At 61.2% G+C, this 19,101-nt stretch carries 20 protein-coding genes; 19 read left to right on the forward strand and 1 reads right to left on the reverse strand.

Going from position 1 to position 19,101, the window contains the following annotated elements; genetic code table 11:
* Positions 1-3 precede the first annotated feature (3 nt).
* The 5 genes from ACSQ3L_RS18995 (at position 4) to ACSQ3L_RS19015 (ending at position 3,722) form a co-directional block, all read left to right on the forward strand.
* Positions 4-453, forward strand: a complete 450-nt coding sequence (locus ACSQ3L_RS18995; RefSeq protein WP_436161342.1) for a DMT family transporter — start codon at positions 4-6, stop codon at positions 451-453.
* Positions 453-1,541 carry a tRNA preQ1(34) S-adenosylmethionine ribosyltransferase-isomerase QueA gene (gene queA, locus ACSQ3L_RS19000; RefSeq protein ID WP_436161343.1) on the forward strand — a complete coding sequence of 363 codons (1,089 nt, stop codon included), beginning with the start codon at positions 453-455 and terminating at the stop codon, positions 1,539-1,541. The genes ACSQ3L_RS18995 and queA overlap by 1 nt, the downstream gene beginning before the upstream one ends.
* The gene (locus tag ACSQ3L_RS19005; RefSeq protein ID WP_436161344.1) at positions 1,531-1,800 is read left to right on the forward strand and encodes a hypothetical protein; all 270 of its coding nucleotides are present in this window, start codon (positions 1,531-1,533) and stop codon (positions 1,798-1,800) included. Before queA ends, ACSQ3L_RS19005 begins: the two co-directional genes overlap by 11 nt.
* The gene (gene tgt, locus ACSQ3L_RS19010; protein WP_436161345.1) at positions 1,793-2,923 is read left to right on the forward strand and encodes a tRNA guanosine(34) transglycosylase Tgt; all 1,131 of its coding nucleotides are present in this window, start codon (positions 1,793-1,795) and stop codon (positions 2,921-2,923) included. Before ACSQ3L_RS19005 ends, tgt begins: the two co-directional genes overlap by 8 nt.
* Before the next feature lie 73 nt (positions 2,924-2,996).
* The gene (locus tag ACSQ3L_RS19015) at positions 2,997-3,722 is read left to right on the forward strand and encodes an SDR family NAD(P)-dependent oxidoreductase (RefSeq protein WP_436161346.1); all 726 of its coding nucleotides are present in this window, start codon (positions 2,997-2,999) and stop codon (positions 3,720-3,722) included.
* Between the two features lie 10 nt (positions 3,723-3,732).
* Here ACSQ3L_RS19015 and ACSQ3L_RS19020 read toward each other — a convergent pair whose 3' ends face one another.
* A complete protein-coding gene (locus ACSQ3L_RS19020; protein WP_436161347.1) occupies positions 3,733-4,152 on the reverse strand; it encodes a DUF4864 domain-containing protein in 420 nt (139 codons plus the stop codon).
* A 268-nt stretch (positions 4,153-4,420) separates the two neighbouring features.
* On the opposite strand from ACSQ3L_RS19020, the gene ACSQ3L_RS19025 reads away from it, so the two are divergent.
* From ACSQ3L_RS19025 to ACSQ3L_RS19090, 14 genes are all read left to right on the forward strand, one after another.
* Entirely contained in the window at positions 4,421-4,657 is a 237-nt protein-coding gene (locus ACSQ3L_RS19025; RefSeq protein ID WP_010909609.1) for an Lrp/AsnC family transcriptional regulator, read from the forward strand.
* A 171-nt stretch (positions 4,658-4,828) separates the two neighbouring features.
* Complete coding sequence (locus ACSQ3L_RS19030) at positions 4,829-6,241, forward strand: circularly permuted type 2 ATP-grasp protein (RefSeq protein ID WP_024503502.1); 1,413 nt, start codon at positions 4,829-4,831, stop codon at positions 6,239-6,241.
* 133 nt (positions 6,242-6,374) lie between these two features.
* Positions 6,375-7,316, forward strand: a complete 942-nt coding sequence (locus tag ACSQ3L_RS19035; protein ID WP_436161348.1) for an alpha-E domain-containing protein — start codon at positions 6,375-6,377, stop codon at positions 7,314-7,316.
* 86 nt (positions 7,317-7,402) lie between these two features.
* Positions 7,403-8,197, forward strand: coding sequence for a transglutaminase family protein (locus tag ACSQ3L_RS19040; protein ID WP_436161349.1), 795 nt, complete (start codon positions 7,403-7,405; stop codon positions 8,195-8,197).
* A gap of 31 nt (positions 8,198-8,228) precedes the next feature.
* Positions 8,229-8,960: a peptidase gene (locus ACSQ3L_RS19045; protein ID WP_436161350.1), complete on the forward strand. Its 732-nt coding sequence runs from the start codon at positions 8,229-8,231 to the stop codon at positions 8,958-8,960.
* Positions 8,961-9,073: 113 nt separating this feature from the next.
* Positions 9,074-10,489: a pyridoxal phosphate-dependent decarboxylase family protein gene (locus ACSQ3L_RS19050; protein ID WP_436161351.1), complete on the forward strand. Its 1,416-nt coding sequence runs from the start codon at positions 9,074-9,076 to the stop codon at positions 10,487-10,489.
* 78 nt (positions 10,490-10,567) lie between these two features.
* Positions 10,568-11,335: a DeoR/GlpR family DNA-binding transcription regulator gene (locus ACSQ3L_RS19055; protein WP_436161352.1), complete on the forward strand. Its 768-nt coding sequence runs from the start codon at positions 10,568-10,570 to the stop codon at positions 11,333-11,335.
* A 126-nt stretch (positions 11,336-11,461) separates the two neighbouring features.
* Positions 11,462-12,988: a glycerol-3-phosphate dehydrogenase gene (gene glpD, locus ACSQ3L_RS19060; RefSeq protein WP_436161353.1), complete on the forward strand. Its 1,527-nt coding sequence runs from the start codon at positions 11,462-11,464 to the stop codon at positions 12,986-12,988.
* A gap of 42 nt (positions 12,989-13,030) precedes the next feature.
* Positions 13,031-14,110: an ABC transporter ATP-binding protein gene (locus ACSQ3L_RS19065; RefSeq protein WP_436161354.1), complete on the forward strand. Its 1,080-nt coding sequence runs from the start codon at positions 13,031-13,033 to the stop codon at positions 14,108-14,110.
* Positions 14,111-14,120: 10 nt separating this feature from the next.
* Complete coding sequence (locus ACSQ3L_RS19070; RefSeq protein ID WP_436161355.1) at positions 14,121-15,188, forward strand: ABC transporter ATP-binding protein; 1,068 nt, start codon at positions 14,121-14,123, stop codon at positions 15,186-15,188.
* Positions 15,189-16,055 (forward strand): carbohydrate ABC transporter permease, encoded by an 867-nt coding sequence (locus tag ACSQ3L_RS19075; RefSeq protein WP_436161356.1) that lies wholly within the window; start codon positions 15,189-15,191, stop codon positions 16,053-16,055.
* Position 16,056: 1 nt separating this feature from the next.
* Positions 16,057-16,980, forward strand: coding sequence for a carbohydrate ABC transporter permease (locus tag ACSQ3L_RS19080; RefSeq protein ID WP_436161357.1), 924 nt, complete (start codon positions 16,057-16,059; stop codon positions 16,978-16,980).
* Positions 16,981-16,982: 2 nt separating this feature from the next.
* Positions 16,983-17,270, forward strand: coding sequence for a DUF2160 domain-containing protein (locus tag ACSQ3L_RS19085; RefSeq protein ID WP_127258932.1), 288 nt, complete (start codon positions 16,983-16,985; stop codon positions 17,268-17,270).
* An 80-nt stretch (positions 17,271-17,350) separates the two neighbouring features.
* On the forward strand, positions 17,351-19,078 hold the full coding sequence (locus ACSQ3L_RS19090; RefSeq protein WP_436161358.1) for an ABC transporter substrate-binding protein: 1,728 nt from the start codon (positions 17,351-17,353) through the stop codon (positions 19,076-19,078).
* Positions 19,079-19,101 lie beyond the last annotated feature (23 nt).

Consider the following 19,101-nt stretch of genomic DNA (forward strand, 5'->3'; position numbering starts at 1 on the left):
ACAATGATGGGCGTCGTCTGGTCGCTTCTCGGCATCCTGTCCGGCGCCTTCATTGCCATTCAGGCGCCGATCAACTCCCAGCTCGCGCGCGACCTCGGTCTCCCGGTCGCGGCGGCTGCTTTTTCGTTCCTGTCGGGGGCGATCGTGCTCGGCGTCATCTCCGTCGCGGTGGTGAAGCTGCAGGGCATCTCACTCGACTGGAAGGCGCCGGCGCCCTGGCTGTTCATCGCCGGCGGCATGCTCGGCGGCTTCTATGTCACGCTGTCGACCATCCTGACGCCACGCATCGGCGCCGCCGCGCTGATGGCGTTTCTGGTGGCCGGCCAGTTGCTGGCCGGCATGCTCATCGACCGCGTCGGCTTCCTCGGCGTCGCGGTGCGTGAAATCTCGCTCGGGCGCGTCGCCGGCGCGATGCTGCTCTTGGTCGGGGCGCTGCTCGTCCGGCTCTACTGATGCGCGTCGATCTCTTTGACTTCGATTTGCCGGAGGAGCGCATCGCGCTTCGCCCCGCGGAGCCGCGCGACAGCGCCAGGATGCTCGTGGTCAGGCCCGGCGAAGCGTTGGATGACCGCAGGGTTGGCGACCTGCCGTCCTTGCTCAAGGCTGGCGACGTGCTGGTGTTCAACGACACCAAGGTCATTCCGGCGCAGCTCAAAGGCATCAGGCGGCGCGGCGAGGCACAGGCGCAGGTCGAAGCCACGCTGCACATGCGCACGGCGCCGGACCGCTGGCTGGCCTTCATGCGGCCGGGCAAGCGCATTGCCGCCGGCGACCGCATCCATTTCGGCCATGACGGCAATTCCTGTTTCCTCGGCCAGCTTGACGCCACGGTGATCGAGAAAGGCGAGGGCGGCGAAGCACTGCTTGGCTTCGACCTGTCGGGACCTTTCCTCGACGAGGCGCTGCATGCGGTCGGCCACATTCCGCTGCCGCCCTATATCGCCTCGAAGCGTGACGACGACGAACGCGACCGGGCCGACTACCAGACCATCTATGCCCGCGAGGAAGGCGCCGTCGCGGCCCCGACGGCAGGCCTGCATTTCACGCCGGAGCTTTTTGCAGCGCTTGATGCCAAGGGCATCGAACGCCATTTCGTCACCTTGCATGTCGGCGCCGGCACGTTCCTGCCGGTGAAGGCGGATGACACAGCCGACCACAAGATGCATGCCGAGACCGGTTCGGTCAGCGCGGAAACAGCGGACGCGCTCAATGCGGCCAAGGCGAGGGGCGGGCGCATCGTCGCCGTCGGCACGACATCGCTGCGTCTGCTGGAGAGCGCAGCGCGCGAAGACGGCACTCTGGCTGCGTGGTCCGGCCCGACCGACATCTTTATCACGCCCGGCTACCGTTTTCGCACCGCCGACATGCTGATGACCAACTTCCATCTGCCGCGCTCGACCTTGTTCATGCTGGTTTCGGCCTTCAGCGGCCTCGATATGATGCGTGCGGCCTATGCGCACGCCATCGAGAACCGCTACAGATTCTACTCCTATGGCGACGCAAGCCTGCTTTTCCGAGCGGAGACGAGCGATGGACGATGATCTGCAAACCTTTGACCGCGACGCGCTGATCGCGGAGGTGAAAAAACTGCGCGCCGGCATTCGCCAGCATCGCGATGCGACTGGCCACGACCTTTGCTGGCATCACCCCGATCTGTGGGACCTTCTGCCGGAGAAGACCGAGCCGTCGATCGCCGTGCCGCCTTGGCCAAAGTTCATGCGCGGCTGCATCCACTATCGCCAGTCGCTCGACAAGCAGGCACCGGACGCCCCGGTGCACGACAAGGAATTCAATGGCTAAGCCGTTCAGCTTCAAGGTTCTGGCGATTGACGGCAAGGCGCGGCGCGGTGTGATCGACATGCCGCGCGGTGAAATCCGCACCCCGGCCTTCATGCCAGTCGGTACCGGCGGCACGGTCAAGACCATGTATATGGACCAGGTGCGCGGCGTTGGCGCCGACATCATCCTGGGCAACACCTATCATCTGATGCTGCGTCCGGGCGCCGAGCGCGTGGCGCGGCTCGGCGGCTTGCATGAATTCGCCCGCTGGCCGTATCCGATCCTGACCGACAGCGGCGGTTTCCAGGTGATGTCGCTGTCGAAGCTGAGGAAGCTGACCGAAAAGGGCGTCACCTTCCGCTCGCATATCGACGGCGCCGCCTACGAGATGTCGCCGGAGCGCTCGATCGAGATTCAAGGACTGCTCGATTCCGACATCCAGATGCAGCTCGACGAATGCACGGCGCTGCCGGCCGAGATGAAGGAAATCGAGCGTGCCATGGAGTTGTCGCTGCGCTGGGCCGAACGCTGCAAGATGGCGTTCGGCGACCAGCCGGGCAAGGCGATGTTCGGCATCGTGCAAGGCGGCGACAATGCAGCGCTCAGGGTGCGTTCGGCACAGGCACTGAGCGCGATGGGGCTGAAGGGCTACGCTGTCGGCGGCCTTGCCGTCGGCGAACCGCAAGCGGTGATGCTCGAAATGCTCGAAATCACCTGTCCGGAACTGCCTCAGGACAAACCGCGCTATCTCATGGGCGTCGGCACGCCCGACGATATCCTGAAATCAGTGGCGCGCGGCATCGACATGTTCGATTGCGTGATGCCGACACGGGCCGGACGGCACGGCCTTGCCTACACCAGGCGTGGCAAGGTCAATCTGCGCAACGCCCGCCATGCCGACGATCCGCGTCCTTTGGACGAGGAAAGCGACTGCCCGGCAGCGCGGGACTATTCACGCGCCTATCTGCACCATCTGGTGCGCTCGCAAGAGGCGCTCGGTGCGATGCTTTTGACCTGGAACAATCTTTCCTACTACCAGAAGCTGATGCAGGACATCCGCGCCGCGATCGAGACCGGAACCTTCGAGACGCGCGGCGCTGAGATCACGGAGGGCTGGGCGAGGGATGATATTCCCGCCCTTTGAACGAGTGTGCGTCTGCCTGACAACGATTGACCGGTCGATTGTCCGGGCGCAGAGTCCGGTCGGGGGTTAAGCCATGACCGTGACGTATGACTTTGGCGGCAAGACCGCGATCGTGACCGGCGGCTCAAGGGGTATCGGCAAAGCCGTTGCCACACAGTTGATACGGTCAGGTGCCGATGTCTGGATATGGGATGCAGATCCCTTGCCTCTCGATGGTGCCCATTGCCAGACTGTCGATGTGACCAAGGCACACCAGATAAAGGACGCCTTGGCTGGGATCATAGCCAATGACAGGCGGATCGATATCGTCATCAACAATGCAGGCTACCTTGGCAGTTATCGCGGGTTCGAAGCCTTCGATCCGATAGAGTGGCAACGCATCATCGGCGTCAACCTGATGGGTGTTTTCGAAGTCACTCACCAGGTTCTACCGATCATGCGCAAGGCCGGGAGTGGTCGTATCGTCAATATGGGTTCGCTGGCGGGCAAGGAAGGACTGCCGAACCTCGCTGCCTATTCCGCGGCAAGTGCGGGTGTCATTGCCTTCACGAAAGCATTGTCGCGCGAGGTCAGCGACACTGATATCCGCGTCAATTGCGTCGCACCGGGGCCGATCGATACCGAGCTCATCAGGCGCCTTGGCAACGATGTCGTCGACGATATGATCAACGCCAGTCCGCTCAGGCGCCTCGGCTCTGTGGATGAAGTCGCGGCATTGGTACTTTGGCTATGCTCCGATGCCAGCGCGTTCAACACTGGAGCGGTGTTCGATATGTCGGGCGGCAGGGCGCGCTATTAAGCGTTCTCTATCAGGTGCTGAGCGAATTCGACGCACGCAGGCTGCAGCCGGTGATCTGGAACGTGCCGTCGGGCTGTTGCTGGAGCGTGTAGACAGCCTCGTAGTCCTTGCCGTCGGGGCCGACGATCAGCACCTGCTGGACGATCGACCCCGGCGCCATCTCCTCGACCTTGCCGAAGGAATAGGTCCGTGGCTTGCGCACCGGCGGGTAGCCGTTGGTCACCATGTTCATGAAGGCATCGACGGTCGGGAAGATTCGTTTCACATTCGGAGCGGCGAAGCTATAGGCCTTGGCGCCGTCATTGGCGATGAGTGCCTTCAGCTGACCGTCAATGACAGACTGTCCTGCCTTGATTTCGGCATCGCCGGCAAAGGCCGACGACATGAAGATGAGTGGAACGACTGCGAATGCGAAAAAAGCGCGGCGCATGGCCTGTCTCCGTAGTCCCTCGAAATATCGTCCCTCGAAAAATAGCGCTGTGTGAAGACGCATCATAACATACGCTTGGCAGCGCATCGCGGTTTCAGCGATTGCCAATATTCGCCAGCGATCGGACGGCAGGCTGCATGCCGGTTACAGAGCTGCGCGAGGCCGTAGCCCGGGCTCGGGCCGGCTGAGTACGGATTCCAGCGCTTGAAAGCCCGCCTCCAGTCTGCCAGAAGGGCCGCAGGACTTGGACGTTTAGCGGGACGAAGCCATGAAGGCGTTTTTCGTGCAGATCAAATGCGAACTCGGCAAATCCTATGAGGTTGCCAGTGCGCTTGCCGATGCCGAGATCGCCTCGGAAATCTATTCCACCGCCGGCAATTACGACCTGCTCGCCAAATTCTATGTCGACGACGAGGAAGACGTCGGCCATTTCGTCAACGAGAAGGTGCAGATTCTCCCCGGCATCAAGGACACGTTCACCGTCGTCACGTTTCGCGCTTTCTAGCCAGGAGACGCATTTGCCCGGGCACGAGGCAAAGCCTGATCAAGGTCATATTTCGGCTGCCTCAATTTTAGGCAGGCGCGAGATACTGATCGTCCGCACCCGATAAATCACCGATTGCGCTTGATTTTCTCCAGCGACGCCAGTGAAATGGCGTCACAGGGGAGTATGCGATTGGCAGCGTTCGATGAAATGCTTCCGGAAGTCTCCGGATTGAGAAGACCATATTCGGCTTATGATCGCTGGCTGAAGGAGCAGGATCCGGCCAGGTTGACCGAGAAGATGCAGGACGCCGAACGCGTCTTCCGCAAGACCGGCATCACCTTCGCCGTCTATGGCGAGCAGGAAGCTTCCGAGCGGCTGATTCCGTTCGATATCGTTCCCCGGATCATTTCAGGCAATGAATGGCGGCGCCTCACGCAAGGCATCGAGCAGCGCGTACAGGCGCTGAACGCCTTCCTTGACGACATCTACCATCGCCAGGAAATCCTGCGCGCGGGTCGCGTTCCCCGGGAGCTGATCGCCAGGAACGAAGCATTCCTGCCCGAAATGATCGGAGTCAGGCCGCCCGCCGGCGTCTATACCCACATCATCGGTGTCGATATCGTCCGCATCTCGGAGGACGAATTCTACGTGCTGGAGGACAATGCACGCACGCCGTCGGGTGTCTCCTACATGCTGGAGAACCGCGAGACGATGATGCAGCTGTTCCCCGAGCTGTTCCAGAAGATCAAGGTGCGGCCGGTGGAAAACTATCCGCAGCTTCTGCGCCAGTCGCTGGCGGCGGTGCGGCCGCAAAGCACCAAGGGCGCACCGACCATTGCCGTGCTGACGCCCGGCAGTTTCAACTCCGCCTATTTCGAACACGCCTTCCTCGCCGACCAGATGGGCGTGCAACTGGTCGAAGGCCAGGATTTGCGCGTTGTCGACGGCCATGTCGCGATGCGCACGACCGAAGGTTACAAGCAGATCGATGTGCTCTACCGCCGCGTCGACGATTCCTTTCTCGACCCGCTGACGTTCCGGCCAGATTCGGCACTTGGCATACCCGGCATCATGGATGTTTACCGCGCCGGCAATATCACTATTGCCAATGCGCCGGGCACCGGCATCGCCGACGACAAGGCGATCTATTCCTACATGCCCGAGATCATCGAATTCTACACCGGCCGCAAGGCGATCCTGGGCAACATCCCGACCTGGCGCTGCTCGGAGCCGGACAGCCTGAAATACGTGCTCGAACACATCGACGAGCTGGTGATCAAGGAAGTGCACGGTTCCGGCGGCTACGGCATGCTGGTCGGGCCGGCGGCGACCAAGAAGGAATGCGAGACCTTTGCCAAGAAACTGGCGGCCAAGCCCTCGAATTACATCGCCCAGCCGACGCTGGCCCTGTCGACATGCCCGATCCTGACGGAAAAGGGGCTGGCGCCGCGCCATGTCGATCTCAGGCCCTACGTACTGGTCTCCGACCGTATCCAGATCGTGCCCGGCGGGCTGACCCGCGTCGCGCTCAAGGAGGGTTCGCTGGTGGTCAATTCCTCGCAGGGTGGCGGGACGAAGGATACGTGGGTGCTGGATGACTGAGACGAGTGAGTAGGGAATAGTCAGTAGTCAGTAGCGGAAATAGAGGGACAGGAAATGCCATATTTCATTGAGATTCAATTGCTTACTATTCCCTACTTACTATTCCCTACTCGCTAGCCCGAAGGGCCTTCCCATGCTTCTAGGCCGCACCGCCAATGGGCTCTACTGGATGAACCGCTACATCGAACGGGCCGAGAATATGGCTCGGCTGGTCGATGCCGGCTTGCGCATGGCGCTGACCCGCACCCAGAGCGCTTCGGAGGAGTGGAATTCGGTGCTGCTTAGCGCAGGTTCCGATGTCACCTTCAGCCAGAAATATTCTGACTATACCGCCGCGAACGTCGCCGACTTCCTGTTGCGCGACACGTCGAACCCGTCGAGCACGATGTCGTCGATCGAAACCGCCCGCAACAATGCCCGCATGGTGCGCACGGCGCTGACGCGCGAGACCTGGGAAAGCATCAACGAAGCCTGGATGTCGCTGAAGCGGATGCTGTCCAGGCCGATCGACGAGCGCGACCTGCCCAGCGTGCTCGACGCGATCAAGCGCGAGACGGCGCTGATCCGGGGCTCGTTCTACGGCACCATGCTGCGCAACGAGATCTTCGATTTCTCGCAGCTCGGCACCTATGTCGAGCGCGCCGACAACACGGCGCGCATCCTCGACGTGAAATACTACGTGCTTTTGCCGTCGATCTCCTGGGTCGGCTCGACACTCGATAACTACCAGTGGGAATCGATCCTGCGTTCAGTGTCGGCGCATCGCTCTTATCGCTGGGTCTACGACGCCGACTACAAGCCGACCAATATTGCCGACTATCTGATCCTTAATGTCCGCATGCCGCGTTCGCTGACTTTCTGCTATCGCTTCCTGTCGGAGCACCTAAAATTCCTCGGCGACGATTACGGCGAACGCCATGCCTGCCATGCGACGGCCGACAAGACGCAGGCCATGTTGAGAGCCGGATCGATCAAGGACATATTCGACGCCGGCCTGCATGAATTCCTGGCCAATTTTATTCGCGACAACACCAAGCTCGGCGACGAAATCGCACAAGATTACCGGTTCAATTGAGCATGGTCCCGAAAAGTGGGAGCCGGTTTTCTCAGACAAACGGAAACCGTTTGTCCGGAGATCATGCTCACAAACGGAATAGAAGCATGCGGCTGAAGATCACCCACCGGACCGAATACCGTTACGATACGCCGGTGCACTATCTGTTGCAGCGGCTGCGGCTGCTTCCGGTCAGCGGATCGACGCAGACCGTTCTGTCCTGGGCGCTGGCCATCGAAGGCGCGCGCGAAGAGGTTCGCTTTGTCGACCATTTCGGCAACGACACAAGGCTGTTGAGTGTCGAGGGCGAGCGCAACTTCATCACGGTGGAAGCGTCAGGCGAGGTGGTGACGCGCGACACTGCCGGCGTCTCGGGACCGCACCAGGGTTTTACGCCGCTCTGGCTGTACAGCCATGAAACACCGTTGACGGCGATCGGCAGCGGTGTGCGCGAACTCGCTGCATCGGTCGGCAACGGCACCGATATCGAAAGGCTGCACCGGCTGATGGCTGTCATCGGCGAGCGCGTCATCTACACGCCTGGCACCACCAGTGCGACGACGCCTGCCGAGGAAGCCTTGGCGCTGAAAACCGGTGTCTGCCAGGATCATACGCATATCTTTGCCGCCGCAGCGCGGGCCATGGGTTTTCCAGCCCGCTATGTCAGCGGCTATCTGATGCTGGATGCAACGGTTGAGCAGGCCGCAAGCCATGCCTGGGCAGAGGCGCATGTTTCGGGTCTCGGCTGGGTTGCCTTCGATGCCGCCAACGGCATCTCGCCCGACGAGCGCTATGTAAAGGTGGCAACGGGCCGTGACTATCGCGACGCCACGCCTGTGTCGGGAATTCGGCTGGGACAGGCGGAAGAACAGCTTGCGGTCACCGTCACGGTGGAGCAGTAATCCTCGCAAGATTGCTGCCAGAAGAGATTCCATGACCTATTGCGTCGGCCTGAAGATCGATCGCGGGCTCGTGTTCATGTCGGACACGCGCACCAATGCCGGCATGGATTCCATTTCCACCTTCCGCAAGATGCATGTCTGGGAGCAGCCGGGCGAACGCGTCATCGTTTTGATGTCGGCGGGCAATTTAGCGACGACGCAGGCCGTGGTCAGCCTGCTTGATGAACGAACCAAGGCAATTGCCGACCGTCACGCCACGCTTCTGGAGACGCCGTCGATGTATCAGACGGTGCGGATGGTCGGCGATACGGTCAAGGAGGTCATCGCCAGTTCGTCACCCGCTGGCGAGAAGGCAGATTCCTATTTCAATGCCTCGTTCATCCTCGGCGGTCAGATCAAGGGCAGCGAGCCGCGGCTGTTCATGATCTATCCCGAAGGCAATTTCATCGAATCGACCGACGACACGCCGTTCTTCCAGATTGGCGAGACCAAATACGGCAAGCCGATCATCATCCGCGCCTACGAAAAGACGATGAGCCTTGCCGAGACGGTGAAGCTGCTTTTGGTGTCGTTCGATTCGACATTGAAGTCGAACCTGTCTGTCGGCTTGCCGCTCGACCTGCTCTTCCTGGAGAAGGACGCCTTCAAGGTCGGATTGAAGAAGCGGATCGCCCAGGACGACCAGTATTACCGCACGATTTCGGACGGCTGGTCGAATGCGCTGAAGACGGCTTTTGCCAGCCTGCCGGATTTTCCTGGCTAAGGCATGCTGCATTCGCTAGGTGGCGGTTGCATGTATTTCACATGTTAAATAATATCGAACCTTGAAGACCAGCCGTGACGAACGACGGCGAGAAATCATGTCGGGAGGACACGATGAACAACGACGATTTCCGGCAATGGTCGCGGCGCGCCGCCGACTGGGGCGCCGACTATCGCAACACGCTACGCGAGCGGCCGGTTCGGCCACTGGTCGAGCCGGGCGACATTTCTAGAAGCATAGAGGCTTCGCCGCCCGAAGACGCCGAACCGATGGATAGGATCTTCGCCGACTTCGAAGAGAAGATCCTGCCTGGAATGACGCATTGGCAGCATCCGCGCTTCTTCGCCTACTTCCCGGCCAATGCGGCGCCGGTTTCGGTGGTGGCGGAATATCTGGTTTCGGCGATGGCCGCGCAGTGCATGCTTTGGCAGACCTCGCCGGCGGCGACCGAACTCGAGACGCGCACGGTTGACTGGATGCGACAGGCGCTCGGCCTGCCCGAAGGGTTTTCCGGGGTGATCCAGGATTCAGCCTCGTCGGCGACGCTTGCCGCGGTGCTGACCATGCGCGAACGCGCGCTCGACTGGCAAGGTAACAAACAGGGCCTGGCAGGGCAGGCGCGGCTGCGCATCTATTCCTCCGATCAGGTTCACACGTCGATCGACCGGGCGATCTGGGTGTCGGGCATCGGCGAGGACAATCTCGTGCGCATTCCTGTCGGCGGCCGCTTTCGCACGATGGATACGGCAGCGCTCGAAGCGGCAATCGTCTCCGACCGGGAAGCCGGCATGCTGCCAGCCGGCATCATCGCTTGCGTCGGCGGCACCAGCACCGGCGGCACCGACGACATCGCGGCGGTTGCCGAGGTGGCGCGGCGGCATGGCCTCTATCTTCATGTCGACGCGGCCTGGGCAGGATCGGCGATGATCTGTCCGGAGTATCGGCATTTCTGGGCAGGCGTTGAAGGTGCCGATTCGGTCGTCTTCAATCCGCACAAATGGCTGGGCGCCCAGTTCGACTGCTCGATCCAATTCCTACGCGACCCCGAAAGCCATGTCAGGACGCTGGCCATCAAGCCGGATTATCTGAAGACACACGGTCATGACGGGATCATCAATTATTCCGAATGGTCGGTACCGCTCGGCCGGCGGTTCCGCGCGCTGAAATTGTGGTTCCTGCTGCGCGCTCACGGCCTGGAAAGCCTGCGCACGATGATCCGCAACCATGTCGCGTGGAGCGAAGGGCTTGCCGCGCGGCTGGCAAAGGAACCGGATTTCGAGATCGTCAGCGAACCGATGCTGTCGCTGTTCTCGTTCCGGCACGAGGCCGCGTCTGGCATCGATGCGGACGCGCACAATCTGCGGCTGGTCAATACGATCAACGATGATGGCCGAATCTACCTGACACAGACCAGGGTCGATGGACTGATAGCAATCCGTTTCCAGGTCGGCCAGTTCGAGGCGACCGCCGCCGATGTCGATATGGCCTTCGTCGTCATTACTGAAATCGCACGTGGCTTGGGCCGCTGATTTCATTAGCCGGCTTATGCCTTTCCATCGGTTTCGTTTTCGACTATAGACAAGAAAAACGAAAACGGGAGGTTGCTTATGTATCTGTCGCCACGCCATGCCGAAATTGTCCAGATGGCCAAGGATCATGGTCGCGTGCTGGTCGAGGATCTGGCCACGCATTTCAATGTGACACCACAGACCATACGCAAGGACCTCAACGACCTCTGTGATCAACGTCTGCTTTCGCGCATCCATGGCGGCGCATTGTTCCCGTCCGGCATCGAGAACATGGAGTACGAGGCAAGGCGCAAGATCGCCGCCGACGAGAAGGAGGCGATCGGCCGGGCGGCCGCCAGGCTGATCCCCGACAATGCCTCGCTGTTCATCAACATAGGCACCACGACCGAGTCGGTCAGCAAGGCGCTGCTCGATCACAACGGACTCATGGTCATCACCAATAACATCAATGTTGCCAATAGGATGCGGATATATCCGTCGATCGAGGTGGTGATCGCTGGCGGGGTCGTGCGCGGTTCCGATGGCGGTGTGGTCGGCGAGGCGGCGGTCGACTTCATCAGGCAGTTCAAGGTCGATTATGCAGTGATCGGCGCATCCGCCATCGACCATGACGGCGCCTTGCTTGACTTCGATTTTCGCGAGGTCAAGGTGGCGCAGGCGATCATCGCCAATGCAAGGCATGTCATCCTGGTTTCCGACCGGACCAAATTCGAGCGAACCGCACCGGTGCGCATCGGTCATCTGTCGCAGGTCAACACCTTCATCACCGACCGTTGCGACATCCCGTCGGTCCGCAAGATCTGCCAGGAAGCCGAGGTTCAACTGATCGAGACGTCGCTTACCTAAGCAGTTTTGGACCGGTATCACGCCGTCGTGATATTTCGTTTGACATTCGTTATCATTTCGAAATAATTCCGACACGGTTTCGTAAAAGCCCAAAAATGGTGCAATGCGAAATCGCTGGAGGAATTTGTGGACGCATCTCCGATCCGTGACATTTTCGTCATAGGTGGCGGCATCAATGGCTGCGGTATCGCCCGTGATGCGGTCGGGCGTGGTTTTTCCGTCTTTCTCGCTGAGATGAACGACCTTGCCAGCGGAACCTCCTCGGGCTCGACCAAATTGATCCATGGCGGCCTGCGTTACCTCGAATTCTATGAATTCCGCCTTGTGCGCGAGGCGCTGATGGAGCGCGAGGTTCTGTGGAAGAACGCACCGCACATCATCTGGCCGATGCGGTTCGTGCTGCCCTACGCCAAGGGCCTGCGTCCGGCCTGGCTGATCAGGCTCGGTCTCTTCCTCTACGACCACATTGGCGGCCGCAAATTGCTGCCCGCGACCCGGACGCTGGACATGGCTAGGGATCCGGCCGGCAAACCTTTGAAACCGCTGTTCAAAAAGGCCTTCGAATACTCGGATGGCTGGGTCAACGATGCGCGGCTGGTGGCGCTGAACGCGCGTGATGCCGCCGATCGCGGCGCGACGATCCGCACCCGCACGAAAGTGGTCGGCGCGCGCCGCGAAGACGGTTTGTGGACAATCCAGATCGAGGACCTGCAGACTGGCGAGACCGAGGAGGTCAAGGCGCGGCTGCTGGTCAATGCCGCCGGACCCTGGGTCGATCATGTGCTTTCTGGCGTTGTCGGCCTCAACGACGTGCACAATGTCCGCCTCGTGCAGGGCAGCCACATCGTCATCGCCAAGAAGTTCGACGATCCGCGCGCCTATTTCTTCCAGAACAAGGATGGCCGCATCATCTTCGCCATTCCCTACGAGGATGAGTTCACGCTGATCGGCACCACCGACCGGGATTATCCCGGCGATCCGCATGACGTGAAGATCAGCGACACCGAGATCGATTACCTCTGCGCCGCCGCAAGCGAATATTTTGCGCAACCGGTCAAGCGTTCGGACATCGTCTGGACCTATTCGGCCGTCCGCCCGCTCTATGATGACGGCGCCTCGAAGGCGCAGGAAGCGACACGCGACTATGTGCTCAAGGCCGATGGCGGCGAGGGCGCTGCTCCGATCGTCAACGCCTTTGGCGGCAAGATCACCACCTATCGCCGGCTGTCGGAATCGATGCTGGAAAAGATCGAAGGTTTTCTAGGCAAGCGCGGCAAGCCGTGGACGGTAAACGCACCGCTGCCGGGCGGCGATTTCCCGGCCACCGGTTTCGATGCCGAAGTGGCGAAACTGAAAACCGCCTATCCGTTCCTCGATGCGCGCCTGGCCCGCCGGCTAACCCGGCTCTACGGCACTCGCGCAAGGATGCTGTTGGGGCTGGCCAAGTCGAATGCCGATCTGGGCCGTAACTTCGGCGCCGATCTTTTTGAGGCCGAGGTGCGCTATCTCGTTCAAAACGAATGGGCTGTCACCGCCGAAGATGTATTGTGGCGCCGGACCAAGCGCGGTCTGCATCTCAGCCGCGAGCAAGTGGCATCGCTTGACGAATTCATGCGCGGCATAAGCCGGCGGCATGTCGCGGCTGCCGAATGAAGAGGGGTTTGAGCTGATGCGCAAGGCCTGGGAGGAGGCGTCATGCTGGAACTGAGAAACGTCACCAAGACGGTCGGCGCGGCCGAGCATATAAGCGACGTGTCGCTGACACTCCAGCATGGCTCGCTCAACGTGCTGCTTGGACCGACGCTGTCCGGCAAGACCAGCCTGATGCGGCTGATGGCCGGCCTCGATGTGCCGACCTCCGGTTCGATCTGGTTCGACGGCCAGAATGTCACCGGCGTGCCGGTGCAGAAGCGCAAGATCGCCATGGTCTACCAACAGTTCATCAACTATCCGGCGATGACCGTCTATGAGAACATCGCCTCGCCGCTCAGGGTGGCGGGAACCGACCAGGCGAAGATCGACAAGGAAGTGCGCAATGCCGCGGCACTTCTCAAGCTGACCCCCTATCTCGACCGCACGCCGCTCAGCCTGTCCGGCGGCCAGCAGCAGCGCACCGCATTGGCCCGCGCCATCGTCAAGAATGCCAGCCTGGTGCTGCTCGACGAGCCGCTCGCCAATCTCGACTACAAATTGCGCGAGGAATTGCGCGCCGAACTGCCGAGGATTTTCGCCGCTGCCGGCACAATCTTCGTCTATGCCACGACCGAGCCGCACGAGGCGCTGCTGCTCGGCGGCAACACGGCGACACTTTCCGAAGGACGCATCACCCAGTTCGGACCGACCATCGACGTCTTCCGCAAGCCGGCCGACCTGGTGACGGCCAGGACGTTTTCCGATCCACCGCTCAACACCATCGTGCTCGCCAAGAAGGGCCGGGACTTCCTGCTCGAGGGCGGCGTGAACCTGCCGGTGCCGGCCGGTCTCGCCGGCATTGCCGACGCGAACTACACGATCGGTTTTCAGCCGCATCATCTGTCGCTCGACCGGCCCGACGCCGCCGCGGTGCCGGTGCGCGCCAAGGTGACGATCACCGAGATCACCGGCTCGGAAAGCTTTATCCATCTCGATTTCGCCGACGCGCGCTGGGTGATGCTGACCCACGGCATCCGCGACTTCGAGCCTGACGCCGAGGTCGAGGTGTTCATCGATCCGCGCCACATCATGGTCTTCGACGAACACGGCCGCGCCATGGCCGCGCCGAAGCTGGCGGCTTGAGGGAAAAGAGATGGCACGCATCGACGTCAACCATGTCAGGCATTCCTACCTGCCGAACCCGCAGAAGGATGCCGATTTTGCGCTCAGGGAAGTGCACCACACCTTCGAGGACGGCGGCGCCTATGCGCTGCTCGGCCCGTCCGGCTGCGGCAAGACCACGCTGCTCAACATCATTTCGGGATTGCTGCACCCCTCGCACGGCCAGTTGCTGTTCAACGGCAAGGACGTGACCACCCTGTCGACGCAGGAGCGCAACATCGCACAGGTGTTCCAGTTCCCGGTTATCTACGACACCATGACCGTCTACGACAATCTGGCCTTCCCGCTGCGCAACCGCGGCGTGCCGGAAGCCGATGTCGACCGCAAGGTGCGCGAGACGCTGGAGATGATCGACCTGGCGTCCTGGGCGAAGAAGAAGGCGAGGGGCCTGACCGCCGACCAGAAGCAGAAGATTTCGCTCGGCCGCGGGCTGGTGCGCTCCGACGTCAACGCCATTCTGTTCGACGAGCCGCTGACCGTCATCGACCCGCATATGAAGTGGGTGCTGCGCTCGCAGCTGAAGCAGCTCCACCGCCGCTTCGGCTACACCATGGTCTATGTCACACACGACCAGACCGAGGCTCTGACCTTCGCCGACCAGGTTGTGGTCATGTATGATGGCGGCATCGTCCAGATTGGCTCGCCGGCCGAACTGTTCGAACGGCCGCGCCACACCTTTGTCGGCTATTTCATCGGCTCGCCCGGCATGAACGTCATGCCGGTGGCCATCGACGGCAAGACGGCGACGCTCGGCTCGCAGCGCATCGAACTGCCGGGTGCACCAAAAGCAGGCGGCGGCGCCATCGAGCTTGGCATCCGTCCCGAATATGTCCGACTTGGCCGCGACGGCATGGCCGTGCAGGTCAGCAAGGTCGAGGATCTCGGCCGCCACAAAGTGGTGCGCGCCAAGCTCGAAGGCCGCGAGATTGCGGCCGTCATCGGCGAGGACGAGACCGTGCCCGCAGAACCGAAGGTGCGGTTCGACCCGGCCGGCATCAACATCTATGCCGATTCCTGGCGCGTCGAGATGGGGGCATAGATGGAAAAGACCTGGAACAACAAGGCCTGGTTCCTGGTGCTGCCGGTGCTTGTGCTGGTGGCGTTCTCGGCTGTCATCCCGCTGATGACCGTCGTCAACTATTCGGTGCAGGACACTTTCGGCAACAACGTCTTCTTCTGGGCCGGCACCGAATGGTTCGAGGAACTGCTGTCTTCCAGCCGCTTCTGGGAGGCGATGGTCCGCAACCTGATCTTCTCCTTCATCATCCTCGCCATCGAAGTGCCGCTTGGCATCTTCATCGCGCTCAACATGCCGAAAAAGGGCTGGGGCGTGCCGGTCTGCCTGGTTCTGATGGCGCTGCCGCTGTTGATCCCGTGGAACGTCGTCGGCACCATCTGGCAGGTCTTTGGGCGCAACGACATCGGCCTGCTCGGCTACTACGTCAACGCGCTCGGCTTCGACTACAATTACGTGCAGGATCCTTTCGACGCCTGGGTCACCGTCATCGTCATGGATGTCTGGCACTGGACCAGCCTCGTCGTGCTGCTCTGTTATGCCGGCCTGGTTTCGATACCTGACGCCTTCTACCAGGCGGCCAAGATCGACGGCGCCTCACGCTGGGCGGTGTTCCGCTACATCCAGTTGCCGAAGATGAACCGCGTGCTGCTGATCGCCGTGCTGCTGCGCTTCATGGACAGCTTCATGATCTACACCGAGCCCTTCGTCGTCACTGGCGGCGGCCCCGGCAACTCGACGACGTTCCTGTCGATCGACCTCGTCAAGACGGCGCTCGGCCAGTTCGACCTCGGTCCGGCCGCGGCCATGTCGCTGGTCTACTTCCTCATCGTCCTTCTGCTGTCATGGGTGTTTTACACCGTGATGACCAACTACGACGCGGAGCGCTGAGATGAGTGGCGCCAACGAAAGAACGACGAGGCAGGACAGAGTGAGCGAAACGACGGCTTCCGAAGGACTTGCCAGCGCAATGTCGCAGGACCAGATCGCGCGGCTGATGCGCCGTCGCGGCGAGGAATCGCGCTGGTGGTGGATCGTACCGACGCTCTACATCATCGTGCTTTTGCTGCCGATCTACTGGCTCATCAACATGAGCTTCAAGACCAATGCCGAGATCGTCTCCTCGCTGACGCTCTATCCGCATCAGCCGACGATCGCCAATTACGTCACCATCTTCACCGATGCGTCCTGGTACTCGGGCTACATCAACTCGATCACCTATGTGGTGATGAACATGGTGATCTCGGTGGCCGCCGCGCTACCGGCGGCCTATGCTTTCTCGCGCTACCGCTTCCTCGGCGACAAGCACCTGTTTTTCTGGCTGCTGACCAACCGCATGGCGCCGCCGGCAGTGTTCGCTCTGCCGTTCTTCCAGCTCTACTCGGCCTTCGGTCTGATCGACACCCACATTGCGGTCGCGTTGGCGCACTGTCTGTTCAACGTGCCGCTGGCCGTGTGGATCCTCGAAGGCTTCATGTCGGGCGTGCCGAAGGAAATCGACGAGACCGCCTATATCGACGGCTATTCCTTCCCGCGCTTTTTCGTCAGGATCTTCATGCCGCTGATCGCCAGCGGTATCGGCGTCGCCTGCTTCTTCTGCTTCATGTTCTCGTGGGTGGAACTGCTTATCGCTCGCACGCTGACCACAACCGACGCCAAGCCGATCGCCGCCACCATGACCCGCACCGTTTCGGCAGCCGGCATGGATTGGGGTCTGCTGGCCGCCGCCGGCGTGCTGACGCTGATCCCAGGGGCGCTCGTCATCTGGTTTGTCCGCAACTACATCGCCAAGGGCTTTGCCCTGGGGAGGGTATGACGATGAATTTCGACCTTACCTGGATGGCGTGGACATGGCCGACGGCGGCCTTTTTCGGGACCATTCTTCTGCTGCTGTGCGGCATGGCGGCGTGGGAATACGCCTCGCCGGGCGGCAATCCGCGCGTCGGCGTGCTGCGCTTCGAGACGACGCGCGGCGACCGTCTTTTCCTGTCGCTGCTTGGCAGCGCCTTTATCCATCTCGCTTGGTTGGGTCTTGTCGGATCCAACCTGTGGTGGGCTCTCGCTCTCTCCGTGGTCTACGCCGTCGGCGTGTTCCGCTACGTATAGAGGGGGAAACTGTTGGAGCGACCGCGTGCCGGCGGCCGCTCCAGATCGCGCTTGAAACCTTAAAACTGTGGAGGAAACACATGCGACGGCAATTTTTAACATCAACGACTGCCCTTGTCCTGTTGCTCGGGGCAGGCAATGCCTATGCCGGGATGGACGAGGCAAAGGCTTTCCTGGACAAGGAAATCGGTCCGCTTTCGACGCTCGACCGCGCCGGCCAGGAAGCCGAAATGCAATGGTTCATCGACGCCGCGAAGCCTTTCGCCGGCATGGACATCAAGGTCGTTTCGGAAACCATCGCCACCCACCAGTACGAATCGCAGGTGCTGGCGCCGGCCTTTACCGCCATCACCGGCATCAAGATCACGCATGACGTCATCCAGGAAGGCGACGTCGTCGAGAAGATCCAGACCCAGATGCAGACCGGTCAGAATCTTTATGACGGCTGGGTCAACGATTCCGACCTGATCGGCACCCACTGGCGCTACCAGCAGGTGCGCAACCTGACCGACTGGATGGCGGGCGAGGGCAAGGACGTCACCAATCCGAATCTCGACCTGAAGGACTTTATCGGCACCTCGTTCACGACCGCGCCCGACAAGAAGCTCTACCAGCTTCCCGACCAGCAGTTCGCGAACCTCTACTGGTTCCGTTACGACTGGTTCAACGACGAGAAGAACAAGGCGGACTTCAAGGCCAAGTACGGCTACGACCTTGGCGTGCCGGTCAACTGGTCGGCCTATGAGGATATCGCCGAATTCTTCACCGGCCGCGAGATCGACGGCAAGAAGGTCTATGGCCACATGGACTACGGCAAGAAGGACCCGTCGCTTGGCTGGCGGTTCACCGACGCCTGGCTGTCGATGGCCGGCAATGGCGACAAGGGCATCCCGAACGGCCTGCCGGTCGACGAATGGGGCATCAAGGTCGACGAGAATTCGCGTCCGGTCGGCTCCTGCACGGCGCGCGGCGGCGACACCAACGGCCCGGCCGCCGTGTACTCGATCCAGAAGTATCTCGACTGGCTGAAGGCCTATGCACCGGCGGAAGCGCAGGGCATGACCTTCTCCGAATCCGGCCCGGTTCCGGCACAGGGTGCGGTTGCCCAGCAGATCTTCTGGTACACCGCCTTCACCGCTTCGATGGTCGATGCCGGCGCCAAGGCGGTGCTGAACGACGATGGCACGCCGAAATGGCGCATGGCGCCGTCGCCGCATGGCGTCTACTGGAAGGACGGCATGAAGCTCGGCTATCAGGACGTCGGTTCCTGGACGCTGATGAAGTCGACGCCGACCGACCGCGCCAAGGCCGCCTGGCTCTACGCGCAGTTCGTCACCTCGAAGACCGTCGACGTGAAGAAAAGCCATGTCGGCCTGACCTTCATCCGCGAAAGCACGATCCACGACAAGAGCTTCACCGAGCGGGCTCCGAAGCTCGGCGGCCTGATCGAGTTCTATCGCTCGCCGGCCCGCGTCCAGTGGTCGCCGACCGGCACCAACGTGCCTGACTATCCGAAGCTGGCACAGCTCTGGTGGCAGGCGATCGGCGATGCGTCGTCGGGTGCCAAGACGGCGCAGGAAGCGATGGACTCGCTCTGCGGCGAGCAGGAAAAGGTCATGAGCCGCATCGAGAAGTCGGGCGTCCAGGGCGATATCGGCCCGAAGATGGCCGAAGAGCATGATCTCGCCTACTGGAACGCCGACGCGGTCAAGAAAGGCAATCTCGCTCCTCAGCTGAAGATCGAGAACGAGAAGGAAAAGCCGATCACCATCAACTACGACGAACTGGTGAAGAGCTGGCAGAAATAACCTGGTGTTGGCGTTCGCGCCCG

It is taken from the genome of Mesorhizobium sp. LjRoot246 (genome assembly GCF_964254115.1).
Classification (GTDB): Bacteria; Pseudomonadota; Alphaproteobacteria; order Rhizobiales; family Rhizobiaceae; genus Mesorhizobium.

Coding starts and splice junctions, on each gene's coding strand:
- ACSQ3L_RS19085 (WP_127258932.1), top strand. CDS start 16,983: ATGAATTTCGACCTTACCTGGATGGCGTGGACATGGCCGACGGCGGCC.
- ACSQ3L_RS19055 (WP_436161352.1), top strand. CDS start 10,568: ATGTATCTGTCGCCACGCCATGCCGAAATTGTCCAGATGGCCAAGGAT.
- ACSQ3L_RS19020 (WP_436161347.1), bottom strand. CDS start 4,152: ATGCGCCGCGCTTTTTTCGCATTCGCAGTCGTTCCACTCATCTTCATG.
- ACSQ3L_RS19005 (WP_436161344.1), top strand. CDS start 1,531: ATGGACGATGATCTGCAAACCTTTGACCGCGACGCGCTGATCGCGGAG.
- ACSQ3L_RS18995 (WP_436161342.1), top strand. CDS start 4: ATGATGGGCGTCGTCTGGTCGCTTCTCGGCATCCTGTCCGGCGCCTTC.
- ACSQ3L_RS19040 (WP_436161349.1), top strand. CDS start 7,403: ATGCGGCTGAAGATCACCCACCGGACCGAATACCGTTACGATACGCCG.
- ACSQ3L_RS19090 (WP_436161358.1), top strand. CDS start 17,351: ATGCGACGGCAATTTTTAACATCAACGACTGCCCTTGTCCTGTTGCTC.
- ACSQ3L_RS19065 (WP_436161354.1), top strand. CDS start 13,031: ATGCTGGAACTGAGAAACGTCACCAAGACGGTCGGCGCGGCCGAGCAT.
- ACSQ3L_RS19025 (WP_010909609.1), top strand. CDS start 4,421: ATGAAGGCGTTTTTCGTGCAGATCAAATGCGAACTCGGCAAATCCTAT.
- ACSQ3L_RS19075 (WP_436161356.1), top strand. CDS start 15,189: ATGGAAAAGACCTGGAACAACAAGGCCTGGTTCCTGGTGCTGCCGGTG.
- ACSQ3L_RS19070 (WP_436161355.1), top strand. CDS start 14,121: ATGGCACGCATCGACGTCAACCATGTCAGGCATTCCTACCTGCCGAAC.
- tgt (WP_436161345.1), top strand. CDS start 1,793: ATGGCTAAGCCGTTCAGCTTCAAGGTTCTGGCGATTGACGGCAAGGCG.
- ACSQ3L_RS19045 (WP_436161350.1), top strand. CDS start 8,229: ATGACCTATTGCGTCGGCCTGAAGATCGATCGCGGGCTCGTGTTCATG.
- ACSQ3L_RS19080 (WP_436161357.1), top strand. CDS start 16,057: ATGAGTGGCGCCAACGAAAGAACGACGAGGCAGGACAGAGTGAGCGAA.
- queA (WP_436161343.1), top strand. CDS start 453: ATGCGCGTCGATCTCTTTGACTTCGATTTGCCGGAGGAGCGCATCGCG.
- ACSQ3L_RS19035 (WP_436161348.1), top strand. CDS start 6,375: ATGCTTCTAGGCCGCACCGCCAATGGGCTCTACTGGATGAACCGCTAC.
- ACSQ3L_RS19015 (WP_436161346.1), top strand. CDS start 2,997: ATGACCGTGACGTATGACTTTGGCGGCAAGACCGCGATCGTGACCGGC.
- ACSQ3L_RS19050 (WP_436161351.1), top strand. CDS start 9,074: ATGAACAACGACGATTTCCGGCAATGGTCGCGGCGCGCCGCCGACTGG.